We start from the raw sequence: 17,038 nt of genomic DNA on the forward strand, positions 1-17,038 counted from the left end.
GTCAGATGACTGGTTTGGGATCTACATGAATTGTAGTCCGGTTTACACATGAAGTATAATGATTGGTAATGAAGCGGATATCATTTTGAATGATGTCAGAGTGGGGGGACCATGGAGAGCGGGGATCTTAGAATATTTCAGTGTGTTGCACAGGAAGGGAATCTAACCAAAGCTGCTTCTAAACTAGGGTATGTGCAATCCAACGTAACGGCACGAATCCGGCATCTGGAAGCAGAAGTAGGTACAACGTTGTTCATTCGTCATAACCGAGGCATGACGTTATCTCCAGCCGGAGAAATGTTGCTGACCTATGCAGATAAAATTATTGGTTTGCTGAATGATGCTTCCAAGGCACTTCGGGCGACGAGCACACCATCGGGTCCAATGCGAATAGGGTCTACACAAACCGCAGCGGCCGTGCGACTACCTGAACTTTTCGTCAGATATTATAAACAGTATCCAGATGTCTCCTTGTCACTGGTTACTGGCAATTCGCAGATACTTATGGATCAGGTTATTGGGTATGAATTGGAAGGAGCATTTATAGGCTGTCCCTGTGATCATCCTGATATCGTTTCTATTCCTGTATTTGATGAGGAACTATTTGTTGTCTATTCTGGTATGGGTCCTACGGATGAAGATCTTAAGAGTAAACCCATTCTTGTCTACAGCATGGGGTGTTCCTATCGTCAGATTTTGGAGGAATGGTTAGAGGTGGGTGGTGTTACCCGCCCAGTAATTATGGAATTCGGAACCCTTGAAGCGATTATTAGTGGAGTTACGTCCGGCATGGGAATTTCCTTATTACCAGAGATTGTGATTAGACATCAGATCAAAAATGGATTACTGCGCACGCATACACTCCCCGTAGGTATGAATCGCATGATGACTCATTTTATTATTCGCAAGGATGCCTTTGTCAGCAGTGCACTACATGCATTTATGGCTATGTTACCGCGAGAGTATGATATGATAGAGAGTGGAGAACCATCAGAGGTGTAATTGTAATCAAGGCAAGGCAATCCGTTAAGGAAGTGATGAGCAATGGATTTATTTTCGTTTCAACAAGACTCAAAACCACAAGCCAGATTGCTTGCGGACCGCATGCGGCCAGAGCATCTGGATGAATATATTGGACAGGAACATATTATTGGACCGGGGAAATTACTCCGGCGTGCCATCGAGGCCGATCAGATTTCGTCCATCTTGTTATATGGCCCTCCGGGATGTGGCAAGACAACCTTGGCACATATTATTTCCCAGCAAACGCAAGGACAGTTTGTACGTCTGAATGCAGTGGAAGCTTCCGTCAAGGATGTGCGTGAAGTCATCGAACAGGCGCAAACGAACAAACAGCTGTATGGAACAAAAACCATTTTGTTCCTCGACGAGGTACATCGGTTTAACAGTTCACGTCAGGATGCGCTATTGCCAGCGGTAGAGAAGGGCACGATTATTTTTATCGGCGCAACAACAGAGAATCCCTTTCATTATGTCAATGGGGCCCTAATGAGCCGTTCAACTCTGTTCCAGCTGGAATCGCTGAACAAGGATCATTCCCTTATTGCAATGCGCAGAGCATTGAGTGATGCGGACAAAGGTCTGGGGTTCATGGAACTGCAGGCGGACGATGAGGCGCTTGAGCACATTGCTACGATGGCCAACGGGGATATTCGGCGTGCGCTTAACGCACTTGAACTGGCTGCATTGACGACGCCACCGGAGACGGATGGATCGATTCATATTACGCTTGGTGTAGCAGAAGAGTCTATCCGGCGCCCCATTGTGAAGGCGGATGAATCCACCCAATATGATGTGCTGTCTGCATTTCACAAGAGTATTCGGGGTTCCAGTGATGCGGCATTGTTCTGGTTTTTATATGCGGTGGAGAAGCTCGGCATGGACCCGATGACCTTCATTCGGCGTCTGATTGCAGCGAGCAGTGAAGATATTGGACTTGCGAACTCGCAAGCTATGACACAGGCTATTGGAGCACTTGATGCGTACCGGAATAACGGCTGGCCCGAAGCCAAGCTGAACATCGCACAAGCGATTTTGTTCGCGGTCGAAAGTCCAAAATCCAATGCGGTATACACCGCCATTTCCAAAGCCATGAACGCTATTGATGAAGTGAAATCGGCAGAAGTTCCGCTTCACTTGCGAGATACGCATTATTCGGGTGCCGTGAAACTTGGACATGAGGGCTACCAATATCCGCACAATTACCCGGGGCATTATGTGAAGCAGGAATATTTACCAAAGCAGCTCTCGCGTAGAGTATTCTATGAGGCAACGGAGCAAGGCAATGAATCGAAGATCAGGCTGAACCAACAGCGGCGCAGAGAACTGTAAGACAGACAGATCACTCGGGAGATGCACATAACATGAAAGAGCTTTTGTATATAGGGGCGGGTGGATTTCTCGGTACAGTGACCCGATATTCCATACAGTTAGCGATACCAACTGTCCACGGAGGGTTCCCTTGGGCAGTGCTGCTAATCAATGCGATGGGCAGCCTTTTTTTAGGGTGGTTTTTTACCATAGCTGTTCCAGGCAAAATAACACCACAACTTCGACTGGCGATTGGCACAGGTTTTACTGGTGCATTTACGACATTCTCCACGTTTACACTGGATATTGTTCGTTTATCCGAAGGGGGCGAATGGATCAGTGCCGCTATTTATATGATCGTAAGTCTGTTGGCGGGGTTGTTGCTCTGTGCGCTGGGAATGAGCCTTGGACATCGTATGTTGGGAGCACAAAGACAAGAGGGTGATGCCTCATGATTCTGTGGATTGGTTTTGCAGGTGTGCTGGGTGCGGTACTGCGTTACAGTCTGGGAAAATGGGTCTCTGGCTTGCTGGGAACGGCTTTTCCATGGGGAACATGGATCATCAACATCAGTGGTTCACTGCTGCTTGGGTTGTTATACGGATGGCACCAATCTGCAATGATCTCGGATGCAATCTGGGTGATTTGGGGAACCGGATTTTGCGGTGCGTACACCACGTTCTCTACCTTTGGTTATGAGACGTTAGGACTTATGGGTCGACAACGATACGCAAGCGCGGCGCTTTACGTCGTCAGTTCGGTTGTAGTTGGGGTGTTGGCCTCCTTGGCAGGAGTCTGGTTGACTGCATAACGAACTATTTTTATTTTTTTTGCAAAGAAAGCAGGAAAAAAGCCATCCTTCATGGTATACATGAAAGACGGCTTTTTTAATAGGGATACACGGTATTGTGTATAATCCGCATTTTAATGGACAAGCTCTATTATTGCATTGCGGGTACAGGTACCTTTTGCACCTGATCAATCGTACCCCCACCCAGACAGATTTCTCCGTCGTAGAAAACAACAGCTTGTCCTGGCGTAATGGCTTTTTGCTGCTGATCAAATTGTACATCCACACTTCCATCTTCCTGCCAGGTCAGTGTAACACCTTGATCCGGCTGACGATAGCGGAATTTGGCAGTACAACGGTATGGCACATTAGGCATGTGCTCTGTACCAGCAATCCAGTTCACACCCGTTGCGGTTAGACCAGTGGAGTAGAGGCTTGCATGGGCATCGCCCTGAACAACAAGCAGTTGATTTTTCTCCAGATCCTTGTCTGCCACGAACCAGGGTTCACCATTGCCGGAACCACCAATGCCAAGACCTTGGCGCTGTCCAAGTGTGTAGTACATCAGACCGTCGTGGCGACCTTTGACTTCACCGGTCACGATATCAACCATGTCTCCACCTTTGGCAGGCAGATAGTTACTCAGGAACTCTTTGAAATTGCGCTCGCCGATGAAGCAGACACCTGTGCTGTCTTTTTTCTTGGCAGTATACAAACCAGCCGCTTCTGCGATTTTGCGTACTTCCGGTTTGGGCAGATGACCAATCGGGAACATGGCTTTGGACAGCTGGTTCTGATTGAGTGCGTTAAGGAAATACGTTTGATCCTTATTGTTGTCCACACCACGCAGCAGCTTGAATGTGCCATCTTCTTCAATCAGGCGAGCATAGTGTCCTGTAGCTACATAATCTGCGCCGAGATCCAGAGCTTTGTTCAGGAATTCACCAAATTTGATCTCACGATTACACATGACATCCGGATTTGGCGTGCGGCCCGACTTATATTCATCAAGGAAATAGGTAAATACTTTATCAAAATACTCTTTCTCGAAGTTGACAGTGTAGTAAGGAATGCCGATCTGTTCACATACGCGGCGTACATCCTCTGAATCTTCTTCAGCGGTACAGTGGCCGAACTCGTCGGTGTCATCCCAGTTTTTCATGAAAATGCCGATGACATCGTAACCTTGCTCTTTCAGCAGCAACGCGGTAACGGAAGAATCGACACCTCCGGACATGCCAACGACGACCCGTGTATTTTCAATTTTTTTGGACATCGTTATCACCATTTCTATATATAAATGTGTTTCGTTTCTTATTCTAGCATAACCGGACTCAAGATACGATACACCCGGCCAATTTTGGATAGTGTCCACCACAGACGCACATTTTGGAATATCGTCAATCTTTCTTTTCCATAAAGCATGCAGATATGTTAACATTAGCTGAGGGTTATGATCGGAATACGGAGAATTAGAAAGTTAAAGATTAGTTCTATGAATCTCTGCTGTGGACAGATCGTGAAACAGACGGTCGTGGACCACAGGTTAAATATAAAGTTTCCAATCGTTTCTGAAAATTGAAAGAGGTGACTCCTTTGAAAATATCGACAAAAGGCCGTTACGGCCTCACAATCATGATGGAGCTTGCTGCCAGAACAGGCGAAGGCCCTACATCACTTAAAAGCATTGCCGAGCGCAACCAGCTCTCGGAGCATTACCTGGAGCAACTGATTGCTCCACTGCGTAATGCAGGACTGGTGAAGAGCATTAGAGGTGCTTACGGCGGTTATATCCTTGCGGGTGATCCTGCAACCGTAACTGCAGGCGATGTGATCCGTGTACTGGAAGGGCCAATCTCTCCAGTAGACTTCACAGAGGAAGATGATCCCGCGAAGCGTGACCTATGGTTGCGTATCCGTGACGGCATTGCCGAAGTGTTGGACTCTACAACACTGAAAGACCTGATTACATTCCAGGATCAAGAGAAAAAAGATAGCTACATGTTCTATATTTAACAATGACTGTGCGAGCATGACATGCCAACTTACTTGAGCCCCCATTTGGGGGCTTTATCCATGCCTTAACATATGTTCATACAAAGGCTTGAGGTTGGTTAGCATTATGAGGCTGTAAAACATATTTCGTAACAGCAAAATAAGATAATTTAACATATAACGGGGTGAAGATAAATGAAACGAATTTATTTGGATCACGCCGCATCGACACCTATGCATCCACAAGTCGCAGAAGCGATGATGAACGTCATGACAGGACAATTTGGCAATGCATCAAGTATCCATGCCTTTGGGCGTGAGGCCAAACGGACTGTCAGCGGAGCAAGGGATGTCATTGCGGCGTCTTTGGGCTGTTTCCCGGACGAATTGGTATTCACCGGAGGTGGCACGGAGAGCGACAATCTGGCAATCTTTGGAGCAGTCTCATCCAGGCAGGATAAGGGGAAACACGTCATTACGACGGCCATTGAGCACCATGCTGTGTTGCATACGTGTCAGGAACTGGAGCGGCAAGGTTATGAAGTAACCTATCTATCTGTTGATCGATACGGACGAATAAATCTGGATGAGTTGCGAGAGGCTATTCGTCCGGATACGGTGCTGATTACCATGATGTATGCCAACAACGAAGTGGGCACGATTCAGCCTATTCGCGAGGTGGGTGAGCTTGCTCGTCAGCATAATATCCTTTTCCATACCGATGCAGTTCAGGCTCTGGGCAGCCAGAATATTTCATGTAAGGAGTTGCCTGTGGATCTGATCAGCTTCTCTGCGCATAAAATCAACGGACCTCAGGGCGTGGGTGCACTCTATGTACGGCGAGGAATTGTGTTGGAAGCAAGAGCTCACGGTGGGTTGCAAGAGCGTCAGCGTCGCGCTGGTACGGAAAATATCGCAGGTATTACCGGATTTGCAGAGGCTCTCAAGATTGCATCAGCACAAACGGAGGCGCATCGTCAGCATGATTTGGAATTGCGTAAACTTTTGTTGGAACAGCTTGAAATTCATGTGGGGACGGAGAACTTTCACGTGAATGGACACCTGGAGCATACGCTGCCAAACATCCTGAATATCAGCTTTCCGGAAGTGTCCACTGAGACGATGTTAATGAATCTGGATATGGAAGGGATTGCTGTTGCAAGCGGTTCTGCCTGCACTTCCGGGTCACTTGAAGTCTCTCATGTGCTGAAAGCGATGAAATTACCTGAAACATTTTTACACTCTGCGATTCGATTTAGCTGGGGATTGGGTAATACTACGGAAGAAATCATGATAACCGCCGAAAAAATTGGAACCATTCTTGGACGACTGCGTAATAGACCCTAAGGGGAACTTTACACATGGAACAGAAGGAGGGAAGAAGTTCCATTTCATCGGTTGGATAGAAGCGGTTTTGATGATCGGCGTCTGATTGCCACTCATCAACTTTGGGCATACCTAGCAATAGCGCCGCGCCTATTTAATGATAAGAAGATGAGGGGGACCCAGCGATGAAGCTTCAGGAAATGATCGGACTTGCCGTTTTTGATGTTGAGGACGGGAAGCAGGTCGGTAAAATCCAGGATTTCATTGTGAATGATGATTGGGAGATCGAAGGCATTGAGCTTGAGAACAAAGGTCTGTTTACCAATCATGTCAAAATCGTGCAGTGGCAAGATATCGTTGCCTACGGCGAAGATGCCGTCATGATCCGTAATCAACAGGCTGTCCGCAAGACGGGAGCCGACGACATAAAATACACGTACCTCCTCGGTCGGTCTAAATTGAAGGAGATGTCCGTGCTCACCGAAGAAGGTTTGCTGCTTGGGCGTGTCTCCGATGTTTATTTTGACCAAGAGTTGGGAAATACAATAATAGGGATTGAAATTACGGACGGTTTTGTGTCCGATCTGATCGAGGGCCGCAAATGGCTGCCATGTACAAGCGATATGTCCATCGGGGAAAGTGCCATTATGGTGCCGTCTCTGAGTGAACAACGCTTGGAAAATGCCATTCATTCTGTTAATGGATAGGTGAATGAATATGAAATGTCCAAACTGTAGTTCCAAAGATATCGGGAAAATTGGTTCCCACCAGTTTTATTGCTGGGGATGCTTTATCGAATTAACGGTGAACGGTGAGAAAATGTCTGTATATCAGGTGGAAGAAGACGGTACGCTGAGTTCCCTGGATGATTTGTTTTTCGGGGACGAGCTGCCACAAGACTTCCCTCATCTTCACGCTTCTTCTTAATAAGCAGAATAACTTCCTCTATATGCGGTTTCATGACAATGTCTGTCGTGGGAGACTGTCGTTAATTGTTGGCAGATGTATATAGATGCGGTTACATAGTGGTTCGGCTGGTGTATGTATGATTATATGCTAACCCGTGCTGCAAAATGCGCTTCCTTCTCTGATGAAGGAGGCGTATTTTTTGGTTTAAGAAAAAATGTTGGATTGCTCCTTTCCACTTCTGCGCTGTGTTAATAAATATTACCTTTCCTACATATACTGACTCTCAGAGCCAGTCCAAAAGGAGAGATGCAAGTGGAGCAATTAACCAAAAACAAGCTGTTCCGTTACGCGATCTGGCTGCTGCTCGGATTGATTATTTTATATTTTATATGGCTGCTGCGGCCTTTACTGCTTCACATATATGCGTTCCTGAAAACAGTGTTGGCACCCTTTATCGTAGCCCTTATCATATCTTATGTACTCAATCCGATTGTCAGCATGCTGGGAGGGCGCAAGGTGCCGCGTACGATTGCGGTACTACTCATATATGCCTTTTTCCTGACCTGCATCGGTGTCATACTGATGAATGTGATTCCGGTATTGATTGAACAGCTGGGGGAACTCAACGAGCATATGCCAGAACTGTCCATGCGTGCACAGAGCCTGATGAACAATATGGATCACAAATTAATGCCGCCAAGTGTGCGAACAGGCATGAACAGTTGGTTTTTTCAGATGGAGGATCGACTAACTCAGGGCATTACCGTACTAATGGACAATATCGGGGCGACCATTAATGTGTTATTTAATGTGTTTATCGTGCCATTTCTGATCTTTTATATGTTAAAAGACTTTGAGGTATTTGAGCGCACCATTGTGGCGTATCTTCCGCGTTCACGTCGTAAAGCGATTGTCTCGGTGATGAAAGAGATCGATACTGCACTGGGGAACTACATTCGGGGACAGTTTATTGTCTGTGTCATTGTTGGTATCTTTGCCTACATTGGTTATATCGTCATTGATATGCCGTATGCCCTGCTGCTTGCAAGCATTGTAGCTGTGTTTAACATTGTGCCCTACCTGGGGCCGTTCCTTGGAGCTGCTCCTGCTGTCGTCATGGCATCAACCGTATCGTTTAAAATGGTACTACTTGTTGTCATTGTGAACACACTGTGCCAAGTGTTGGAGAGTAATGTTATTTCTCCTCAGGTGGTGGGACGTACGTTGCATCTGCATCCACTGTCGATTATATTTGCACTGCTCGTCGGAGGTGAACTGGCAGGCATTGTAGGTTTAATTCTGGCAGTACCTGTTTTTGCCGTGCTGAAGGTGATTGTGCAACACTTTTTCGCCTATTACATCAAACGAAGGACCGACTAAATAACAGGGTTAAAACATCAACGCGGCCGCGTTGACACCCGCTTGTGCTACCGATATAATGAGTGTGTATGTTTAGAACATGAAATCGATGATGAAATAAAGTACGCCGAGGGTTCCTTTCCTCAGAGAATAGACTTCATCGGATCAGGGTGAGCCTGAACTGATGGCTGGAAGAGTCTTGAAAGATGAAGCGGCGGAAAGCTAATTTCGGAGTGCAGGACAACCCTGCCGGGAGCGACCGTTATTTCGCATGAACGAGGAGATTGTTTGTTTGTCCGTGCAGCAAGGGATGAACAGCAATAACCAGGGTGGTACCGCGATAACATCGTCCCTGATTATTCAGGGGCGTTTTTTGTGTTTATTTTTACAAAAACAATGTTGACCAACCGGAGCGAATACGCAACGGACTATTATAATTAATGGGGGCATCCAGTATGAAAGCCAGTGAAATCCGGTCCAAATGGATAGAATTTTTTGCAAGTAAAGGTCACAAAATCGAGCCGAGCGCATCGCTTGTACCTCACAACGATCCTTCTCTTTTGTGGATCAATGCAGGTATGGCACCGCTCAAACCATATTTTGACGGACGTGAAAAGCCGGAGAACCCGCGTCTTGCGAACTCCCAAAAATGTATACGTACCAATGATATCGAGAATGTTGGTAAAACGCGTCGTCACCATACGTTCTTCGAAATGCTCGGCAACTTCTCCATTGGAGATTACTTCAAGGAAGAGACCGTAACATGGGCTTGGGAATTTTTGACCAGCAAAGAGTGGATCGGATTTGATCCGGAACGTCTTTCCGTAACGGTATATCCGGAAGATGAAGAAGCTTTCAAACTGTGGAACGAAAAAGTAGGACTGCCTGCTGAGCGTATCATTAAATTGGATGAAAACTTCTGGGATATCGGCGAAGGCCCATGTGGACCTTGTACCGAGATCTTCTATGACCGCGGCGAAGCTTACGGAAACGACATGAGTGATCCTGAAATGTATCCAGGCGGGGAAAACGAACGTTATCTGGAAGTATGGAACCTGGTATTCTCCCAGTTCAACCATAACAAAGATGGCAGCTACACACCGCTTCCTAACAAAAATATTGATACAGGTGCAGGTTTGGAGCGTTTTGCTTCCATTCTGCAAAATGTGGATTCCAACTTCGACACAGACCTGTTCCAACCGATGATTCAAAGAACAGCCGCTCTTGCGGGTGTGAAATATAACGACAGCGTAGAGATTGATGTTGCATTGAAAGTCATTGCCGATCATATCCGTACAGTTGCCTTTGCAGTAGGTGATGGCGTTCTGCCAAGTAATGAAGGACGTGGATATGTCATCCGCCGCTTGCTTCGCCGTGCAGTTCGTTATGGAAAAGTGCTTGGACTTGACCGTCCATTCCTGTATGAATTGACAACAACCGTTGGTGAAGTGATGGGCATGTACTACCCTGAGGTAGTAGACAAACAAGAGTTCATCGCCAAAGTAATCAAAACCGAGGAAGAGCGTTTCCACGAAACACTAACAGATGGTCTGGCTATTCTGGCTGATATCAGCGGCGCTGCCAAATCCGAAGGACGCACCGTTATTAGCGGACCTGAAGCTTTCAAACTGTATGATACGTACGGTTTCCCGTTTGACCTGACAGAAGATTATGCTGCAGAGCATGGTCTGACTGTGGACCGTGAAGGTTTTGATGCTTCCATGCAGAAACAACGTGAGCTTGGACGTGCTGGGCGTCAAGAGAACGAGAGCATGAAAGTTCAAGGCGGACCACTTGCTGACCTGGAGGTTAAAAGCGAGTTTGTTGGTTATACTGACCTGTTGACGGAAGCAAAAGTGGTAGCCATCGTAGCTGGTGACGCCCTTGTTGAATCTGTAGGCGAAGGACAAACGTGTCAGGTTGTTCTGGACAAGACTCCGTTCTACGCGGAAAGTGGCGGTCAAGTGAGTGATCAGGGCTTGCTGCGAGGTGCTGGTGTAACAGCAAAAGTACAAGGTTTGTTCAAAGCTCCACTCGGACAACATGTACATCTGGTGACTGTGGAGTCTGGTGAACTGCGTGTAGGTGATGTGATCAACGCCGAAGTAGACTCAGCGAAACGTGGCGACATTATCAAAAACCATACAGCAACCCACTTGCTGCACAAGGCACTCAAAGATGTGCTCGGAACTCACGTAAACCAGGCAGGGTCGCTCGTAGAGCCACAGCGTCTACGTTTTGATTTCTCTCACTTCGGCAGCATTACGCCGGAAGAGTTGACAGAAATTGAGCGTCAGGTGAACGAACAGATCTGGAACCGTCTGAACGTGAACATCGAGCTGAAAGCTATTGATGAAGCTAAAGAAATGGGTGCAATGGCCCTGTTTGGCGAAAAATATGGAGATATTGTACGTGTTGTTCAAGTCGGAGACTACAGTTTGGAACTTTGTGGCGGCTGTCACGTAAATAATACTTCAGAGATCGGAATCTTCAAACTGGTGAGCGAGAGCGGAATTGGATCCGGCGTACGCCGGATCGAAGCTGTAACTGGCCGCGGCGCATATCTGTATGTGGAAAGCCAGTTGGAACTGCTCAAACAATCAGCTGCACTGCTCAAAGCAAATGTGGCTGATGTACCTAAACGGATCGAAGGTCTGAACCAACAACTGAAAGAAGCAGCCAGAGAGACTGAATCCCTGCAAAGCAAGCTGAGTGCCATGGAAGCGGGTCAATTGACGGATCAAGTGGTACAAGCAGGAAATACACAATTGCTGGCAGCACGCGTAGATGCTCCGAATATGGATGCGCTGCGTACAGTGGCAGATGAGTTGAAAGTAAAATTGCCTAACGCGGTACTCGTATTGGGTGCTCCAGCGGACGGCAAAGTGAATTTTGTTGTAGCTGTACCTGCTGAACAAGTAAAACAAGGATTACACGCAGGTAAAATCGTCAAAGAAGTCGCAGCAGTATGCGGCGGCGGTGGCGGTGGACGTCCAGATATGGCGCAAGCCGGAGGTAAGGATGCGACCAAGCTGGATGAAGCGCTGAAACTGGCGGTTTCGCTGGTTAGCGGGCATACTGCATAAATCGAACGAGGGCTTTCAAAGGGCCAAAATATAGTTCGAAAGGTTCTGTTCGTTTATACGGAGGTTGGATCGGGATGCTTCTTCCCGTCCAACTTTTGTACCTGAGAGCGAGTGGAATCGACTGATGCAATATGCTGAAGCCAGTAAAGGACAAGCAAAAAACACAATTGCCTTATCCTTTGTTTACTTGTGGCAGTCAGAATATGTTATTATATAAACAGAAATCAATTCGGCAGGACATGGTCCCCATGTTCATGCAGGGAGCGAGGTGTCATCAATGGACTCCATGGATAAGACGGTTAAATTTAATGTGAAAGGTGACGAACAGGAAGCATCATCCAAAGAGATTCTTCTCACGGTATATGATGCATTGGTCGATAAGGAGTATAATCCGATCAACCAGATTGTTGGGTATCTGATTTCCGGAGACCCGGCATACATTCCTCGTCACAACAACGCACGTAGTCTGGTCCGTAAAAAGGAGCGCGATGAGCTGATTGAAGAGCTTGTACGTTCCTATCTGGCCAATCACCGGTAATGTACGCCGCCTCCGCTGTGTTGCAGCCATGCAGACAGCGGGAAATGAACCGACAGAAGACAGCCTGAAGCTTGAGAAGGCGATTATTTGTAATCGATCTGAGCAGGCCCCAGGATGGGAGAGCATGGATGAAAATATTAGGTTTGGACTATGGGGACCGAAGAATCGGAGTTGCCGCGAGTGACGCCTTCGGTTGGACTGCCCAGGGATTGGAAGTGCTAGAACGCCGCCGTGATGAAGGCGAGTTCGCTCGGATTGCCGAACTTGTGCGTGAGCATGAGATTAGTGAGATCGTAGTCGGACTTCCCAAAAACATGAACGGCACCGTAGGACCGCGCGGTGAGATATGCATTGCTTTTGCCGAACGCCTGCGGGATGAACTGAATTTACCTGTTCACCTTTGGGATGAACGGCTGACAACCATGGCAGCAGAACGTACGCTGATCGAAGCGGATGTCAGTCGGAAAAAACGCAAGCAGGTTGTGGACAAAATGGCCGCAAGCTTGATTTTGCAAAATTATTTGGATGCCAATAGTAGAAGGTGAGGGGGATCAACAATGGCTGAAGATCAACTGGGTATGGAAGAAGAAGCGGAAATTATTTACATTGCGGATGACGAGGGTAATGAAGAGGAATTCGAAGTCATCATGAAGTTTGAAGTAGATGGTTCGGAGGCCAAGTACATGATGGTTGCTCCGGTTGAACCTGAAGATGGCGAAACGGATGTATATGCATTCCGTTATGAAGAAGAGGGCGACGATATTAAACTTTTCGTCATCCAAGATGATGCCGAATGGGATATCGTCGAGGAGACGTTTAATACATTTCTTGCTGAAGATGAAGAGGAAGCGAACTAAATGACGGACTATAGCCGCAAAGACCTGAAATGGACAGATTCACTGCGTCTGGCATTCGGTGCTCATGTTGAGCTCGAAGAAGAGAACGGTAAATCACAACCGTATGACTTGTTGGCTGAGTTCGAAGTCGGCGGTCAGCAATACGCGGTGCTCCGCAGTTCGTTGCGACCTTATGACGAGGTTGAACTTCTGCGGGTATCACCTGGAAGTGAAGACCAGATCATGCCGGAGTTAGTTACGATCGATGATGATGATGAGTGGGAGAACATCTCGGAACTGTATGATGAGTGTACACTCCCCATTGACGAAGATTAAATCAGCTTCAAATTGAAGAAACCGGGAGGGCGGAGAAGTCCGCTCTTTTTGGTTGTGTAAAGGAGTTGTTTCTTTTTTGAAAGGGAAAGCAATTGTAGTCATACTGCTTATCATTGTAGTTCTTGTCGGAGGCGCAGGTGGATACGTATGGAGTATGATGCGTCCTGTGGAAGCTTCTACAGAACCGGTCGTATTCGAGATTAAGAGCGGATCGGGAACTTCGAAAATCGCGGATCAGCTTCAAGAAGAAGGCCTCATTCGAAGCGGGTTAACCTTCAAAGGGTATTTAAAGTGGAAGAAACTAGGTTCTAATTTCATGGCGGGTACATATTCTATGAATCCTGGCGTGACATATGATGAGATTGTTAGCAAGCTGAGTAGTGGTGAAGTTGTACCGGAGGAAATGGTGAAATTTACGATTCCGGAGGGTTATAACGTTCTGCAAATGGCGGGTAAACTTTCTTATGAGCATGTTGTAGATCGGGATGAATTCATCAAGCTGGCCAATGATCCTTCGGCCTTTGATGTAGATATCATCAAAGATATTCCAGTGGATGAAGAACTTCGCTACGTATTGGAAGGGTATCTATTCCCGGAGACCTACGAGCTGAAAAAGGGAAGTTCCACGCATGATGTGATGCAACGGATGCTGGAAGAATTCCAGACCAAGATTAATTCCATTCCTGATTTGGAAGCAAAGCTCCAGGAAAAGAACCTTTCCCTGCATGAACTGCTGACGATTGCGTCACTCGTGGAGAAAGAAGTTGTAGTGGACGAGGAACGTGCTCTGGTTGCAGGTGTAATCTACAATCGGATCAATCAGGATATGAAGCTGGAGATTGATGCTACCGTGCAATATCTGCTCGACAGGCCAAAGGAGCGATTGTTCTACAAGGATCTGAAGGTGAAAAGTCCCTATAATACGTATCTGAATAAAGGCTTGCCACCAGGTCCAATTGCCAGTCCAAGTCTTCCGTCCATTGAGGCAGCGCTAAATCCGGAAGCTTCGGAGTATCTGTTCTATGTGACAAAAAAGGATGGCTCGTCTGGACATCTATTTGCAAAAACGTATAAGGAACACCAGCAAAATATAGCCAAAAGTAAGGCTGCGCAATAAGCGGAGGGGATTATATGAGTAAGAAACATGAACTGCTCGTTACAGCAGCGAATGTGAAAGAGGCAGAAGTGCTGCTCCAGGCAGGAGCAGATGCTCTGGTCATTGGAGATGATCGATTCGGCATGCGTCTCCCAGGCAGCTTTAGCGTGGAAGAGACAGCAGAGGTGGTTGCCATTGCAGCCAAGCATCAGGCACGTGTGTATGTATCCATGACTAATCTGATGTCCAACGAGCTGTTGAAAGAATTGCCTGAATATGTTCAAGCACTTGGCAGAATCGGTGTTGAAGGTGTGGAGTTTAATGATCCATCCGTGCTGGCTACCATGAAGGAATACGCGCCACATGTGAAGCTGCACTGGAATGCGGAGATGACTTCAACGAACTATGCTACAGCCAACTATTGGGGAACTAAGGGAGCGAGTCGCGTTGTACTTGCCCGTGAGTTGAATATGGACGAGTTGACGGAAATGGTTCCTTTTTTGAAGGTGGAAGCTCAGGTTCAGGTGCATGGCATGACGAATATTTATCATTCCAAGCGCAGTCTGGTGCAAAGTTATATGGCTCATCAAGGGCGGCCGGTTGAGGGACATCTGGGCAAAGAACGTGGATTGTTCCTGATTGAGGCTGAACGCCGGGATGAGAAATTCCCGATCTATGAGGACATAAATGGTACACACATTATGAGCTCAGAGGATATATGTATCCTCGAAGATCTTCATCTGTTGATGGAGGCGGGTGTGCACAGTTTCAAAATTGAAGGTATGTTAAAATCACTTACCTACAATGAAGCTGTTGTACGTGCATATCGGACAGCGATTGACAGTTATGTAGCCGATGCTGATGCATATGCGTTCTCTGAAGAGTGGCTCGCTGAGGTGCGGGAGTTACAGGACCCTGAACGTGAATTGTCGTTTGGATTTTTCTATAAAGAACAAGTGTATTAATAGATGAGGTGAACAGAATGGAAACAGTGGCGGTACAGCGGAAGTTCTCGGGTAAACGTAACCGTCTGGACAAACCGGAGCTGCTAGCTCCGGCGGGTAATCTGGAAAAACTGAAATTTGCAATTCATTACGGTGCAGATGCTGTATATATCGGTGGACAGGCCTATGGACTGCGTTCCAACGCGGATAACTTTAGCTTTGAAGAGATGCGTGAAGGTGTGGAGTTTGCCAAAAAGTATGGAGCTAAGGTGTTCGTAGCGACAAACATCTATGCACATAATGAGGATGTTGAGGGTATCGAAACATACCTGCAAAACCTCTATAATGCGGGAATCTCTGCGATCATCGTAGCTGATCCAGCTATTATTGAAGTAGCCCTTCGTGCTGTGCCGGGCCTTGAGGTACATCTGAGTACTCAACAATCCACACTCAACTGGCAAGCCGTGAAGTTCTGGAAAGATGAAGGACTCCCGCGAGTTGTTCTCGGACGTGAGACCAGCTTCGAAGAGATTGAAGAGATCAAGGCCAATGTGGATATTGAAATTGAAGCCTTTATTCACGGGGCAATGTGTTCCTCGTATTCCGGACGTTGCGTGCTCTCCAACCATTTTACGGATCGGGACTCCAACCGGGGTGGCTGTTGCCAGTCTTGTCGCTGGAAGTATGATCTGTTCGAGGATGCCAGAGAAGATACGGTGTGGGTCAGCGAAGAGGACATGCAGATGAAGGCACCTGCGCCATTCAAACTGGGTGAGAATCAGCTTCCTCTGTTCCAAGAACAGGATAATTCATTCTCCATGGGATCTAAGGATCTGTGCATGATTGGTCATATCCCAGAGTTGATTGATGTGGGCGTGGACAGTTTCAAGATCGAAGGACGTATGAAATCGATCCACTACGTGGCAACTGTGGTTAACGTGTACCGTCAAGCTATTGATGCCTATATGGCCGACCCGGAGAATTATGTTCTGAAACCTGAATGGGTTGAAGAAATGAACAAAGCTGCGAATCGCCCGCTGAATACCGGGTTTTTCTATGATACACCAGACCATGAAGATCATATCTATGAGCCGGAAGAAAAGGCCGTGCCTTTTGACTTCGCTGGATTGGTCATGGGGTATGATGCTGAAACAGGAATGGCAACCATTCAACAGCGCAATCACTTCAAACCAGGACAGGAAATCGAATTTTTCGGTCCGGGAGGTCACTTTTTCAAACAGGTCGTTGGTGAAATACAGGATGAAGAGGGCAATGTTCTCGATGCTGCTCGTCACCCGTTGCAACTGATTAAAATGAAGGTGGATCAGCCGGTTTCGTATTTTGATATGATGAGAAAAAAGAAATAGGTTAAAATACCTACAATGTGACAATATTGTATTATGATTTAACAAAATAATGTTATGAAATCAACATATAGGACCTCCGCTTATCGGCATATGGGGGTCTTTTTTTTATAGAAAAATAGGAATAA

The 17,038-nt window shown here is 46.8% G+C and carries 18 protein-coding genes; 17 read left to right on the plus strand and 1 reads right to left on the minus strand.

Annotation, left to right across the window (positions count from 1 at the left end; genetic code table 11):
- The first annotated feature begins 111 nt into the window (after positions 1–111).
- The 4 genes from QF049_RS30105 to crcB are packed head-to-tail and all read left to right on the plus strand — an operon-like array spanning position 112 to position 3,142.
- Complete coding sequence (locus QF049_RS30105) at positions 112–1,002, plus strand: LysR family transcriptional regulator (protein ID WP_307542653.1); 891 nt, start codon at positions 112–114, stop codon at positions 1,000–1,002.
- Positions 1,003–1,044: 42 nt separating this feature from the next.
- Complete coding sequence (locus QF049_RS30110; protein WP_307542655.1) at positions 1,045–2,352, plus strand: replication-associated recombination protein A; 1,308 nt, start codon at positions 1,045–1,047, stop codon at positions 2,350–2,352.
- A 32-nt stretch (positions 2,353–2,384) separates the two neighbouring features.
- On the plus strand, positions 2,385–2,786 hold the full coding sequence (locus tag QF049_RS30115) for a fluoride efflux transporter FluC (RefSeq protein WP_307542657.1): 402 nt from the start codon (positions 2,385–2,387) through the stop codon (positions 2,784–2,786).
- Entirely contained in the window at positions 2,783–3,142 is a 360-nt protein-coding gene (gene crcB, locus QF049_RS30120) for a fluoride efflux transporter CrcB (RefSeq protein WP_307542659.1), read from the plus strand. The genes QF049_RS30115 and crcB overlap by 4 nt, the downstream gene beginning before the upstream one ends.
- A 130-nt stretch (positions 3,143–3,272) precedes the next feature.
- Here crcB and mnmA read toward each other — a convergent pair whose 3' ends face one another.
- Positions 3,273–4,397, minus strand: a complete 1,125-nt coding sequence (mnmA, locus tag QF049_RS30125; protein WP_307542661.1) for a tRNA 2-thiouridine(34) synthase MnmA — start codon at positions 4,395–4,397, stop codon at positions 3,273–3,275.
- 320 nt (positions 4,398–4,717) lie between these two features.
- On the opposite strand from mnmA, the gene cymR reads away from it, so the two are divergent.
- From cymR to QF049_RS30190, 13 genes are all read left to right on the plus strand, one after another.
- Complete coding sequence (gene cymR, locus QF049_RS30130; RefSeq protein ID WP_062835876.1) at positions 4,718–5,137, plus strand: cysteine metabolism transcriptional regulator CymR; 420 nt, start codon at positions 4,718–4,720, stop codon at positions 5,135–5,137.
- A gap of 174 nt (positions 5,138–5,311) precedes the next feature.
- Positions 5,312–6,463, plus strand: coding sequence for a cysteine desulfurase family protein (locus tag QF049_RS30135; RefSeq protein WP_307542663.1), 1,152 nt, complete (start codon positions 5,312–5,314; stop codon positions 6,461–6,463).
- Positions 6,464–6,627: 164 nt separating this feature from the next.
- Positions 6,628–7,149 (plus strand): PRC-barrel domain-containing protein, encoded by a 522-nt coding sequence (locus QF049_RS30140; protein ID WP_017686814.1) that lies wholly within the window; start codon positions 6,628–6,630, stop codon positions 7,147–7,149.
- Between the two features lie 10 nt (positions 7,150–7,159).
- Positions 7,160–7,369, plus strand: a complete 210-nt coding sequence (locus QF049_RS30145) for a hypothetical protein (RefSeq protein ID WP_017686815.1) — start codon at positions 7,160–7,162, stop codon at positions 7,367–7,369.
- Positions 7,370–7,663: 294 nt separating this feature from the next.
- Positions 7,664–8,731, plus strand: coding sequence for an AI-2E family transporter (locus tag QF049_RS30150; protein WP_124115619.1), 1,068 nt, complete (start codon positions 7,664–7,666; stop codon positions 8,729–8,731).
- Between the two features lie 434 nt (positions 8,732–9,165).
- Positions 9,166–11,796 carry an alanine--tRNA ligase gene (gene alaS, locus QF049_RS30155; RefSeq protein WP_307542667.1) on the plus strand — a complete coding sequence of 877 codons (2,631 nt, stop codon included), beginning with the start codon at positions 9,166–9,168 and terminating at the stop codon, positions 11,794–11,796.
- A 277-nt stretch (positions 11,797–12,073) separates the two neighbouring features.
- Positions 12,074–12,334 carry an IreB family regulatory phosphoprotein gene (locus QF049_RS30160; protein ID WP_036616950.1) on the plus strand — a complete coding sequence of 87 codons (261 nt, stop codon included), beginning with the start codon at positions 12,074–12,076 and terminating at the stop codon, positions 12,332–12,334.
- 128 nt (positions 12,335–12,462) lie between these two features.
- On the plus strand, positions 12,463–12,879 hold the full coding sequence (ruvX, locus tag QF049_RS30165; protein ID WP_062835871.1) for a Holliday junction resolvase RuvX: 417 nt from the start codon (positions 12,463–12,465) through the stop codon (positions 12,877–12,879).
- A 12-nt stretch (positions 12,880–12,891) separates the two neighbouring features.
- The gene (locus QF049_RS30170; RefSeq protein WP_017686820.1) at positions 12,892–13,191 is read left to right on the plus strand and encodes a DUF1292 domain-containing protein; all 300 of its coding nucleotides are present in this window, start codon (positions 12,892–12,894) and stop codon (positions 13,189–13,191) included.
- Complete coding sequence (locus tag QF049_RS30175; RefSeq protein WP_307542669.1) at positions 13,192–13,506, plus strand: DUF1292 domain-containing protein; 315 nt, start codon at positions 13,192–13,194, stop codon at positions 13,504–13,506. It abuts the gene before it with no gap.
- A gap of 76 nt (positions 13,507–13,582) precedes the next feature.
- Entirely contained in the window at positions 13,583–14,623 is a 1,041-nt protein-coding gene (gene mltG, locus QF049_RS30180) for an endolytic transglycosylase MltG (RefSeq protein WP_307542671.1), read from the plus strand.
- Positions 14,624–14,637: 14 nt separating this feature from the next.
- Complete coding sequence (locus QF049_RS30185) at positions 14,638–15,567, plus strand: peptidase U32 family protein (protein ID WP_307542673.1); 930 nt, start codon at positions 14,638–14,640, stop codon at positions 15,565–15,567.
- Between the two features lie 17 nt (positions 15,568–15,584).
- On the plus strand, positions 15,585–16,913 hold the full coding sequence (locus QF049_RS30190) for a peptidase U32 family protein (RefSeq protein ID WP_076252944.1): 1,329 nt from the start codon (positions 15,585–15,587) through the stop codon (positions 16,911–16,913).
- Positions 16,914–17,038 lie beyond the last annotated feature (125 nt).

The sequence above is a fragment of the Paenibacillus sp. W4I10 genome (assembly GCF_030816325.1).
GTDB classification, from domain to species: Bacteria; Bacillota; Bacilli; order Paenibacillales; family Paenibacillaceae; genus Paenibacillus; species Paenibacillus amylolyticus_B.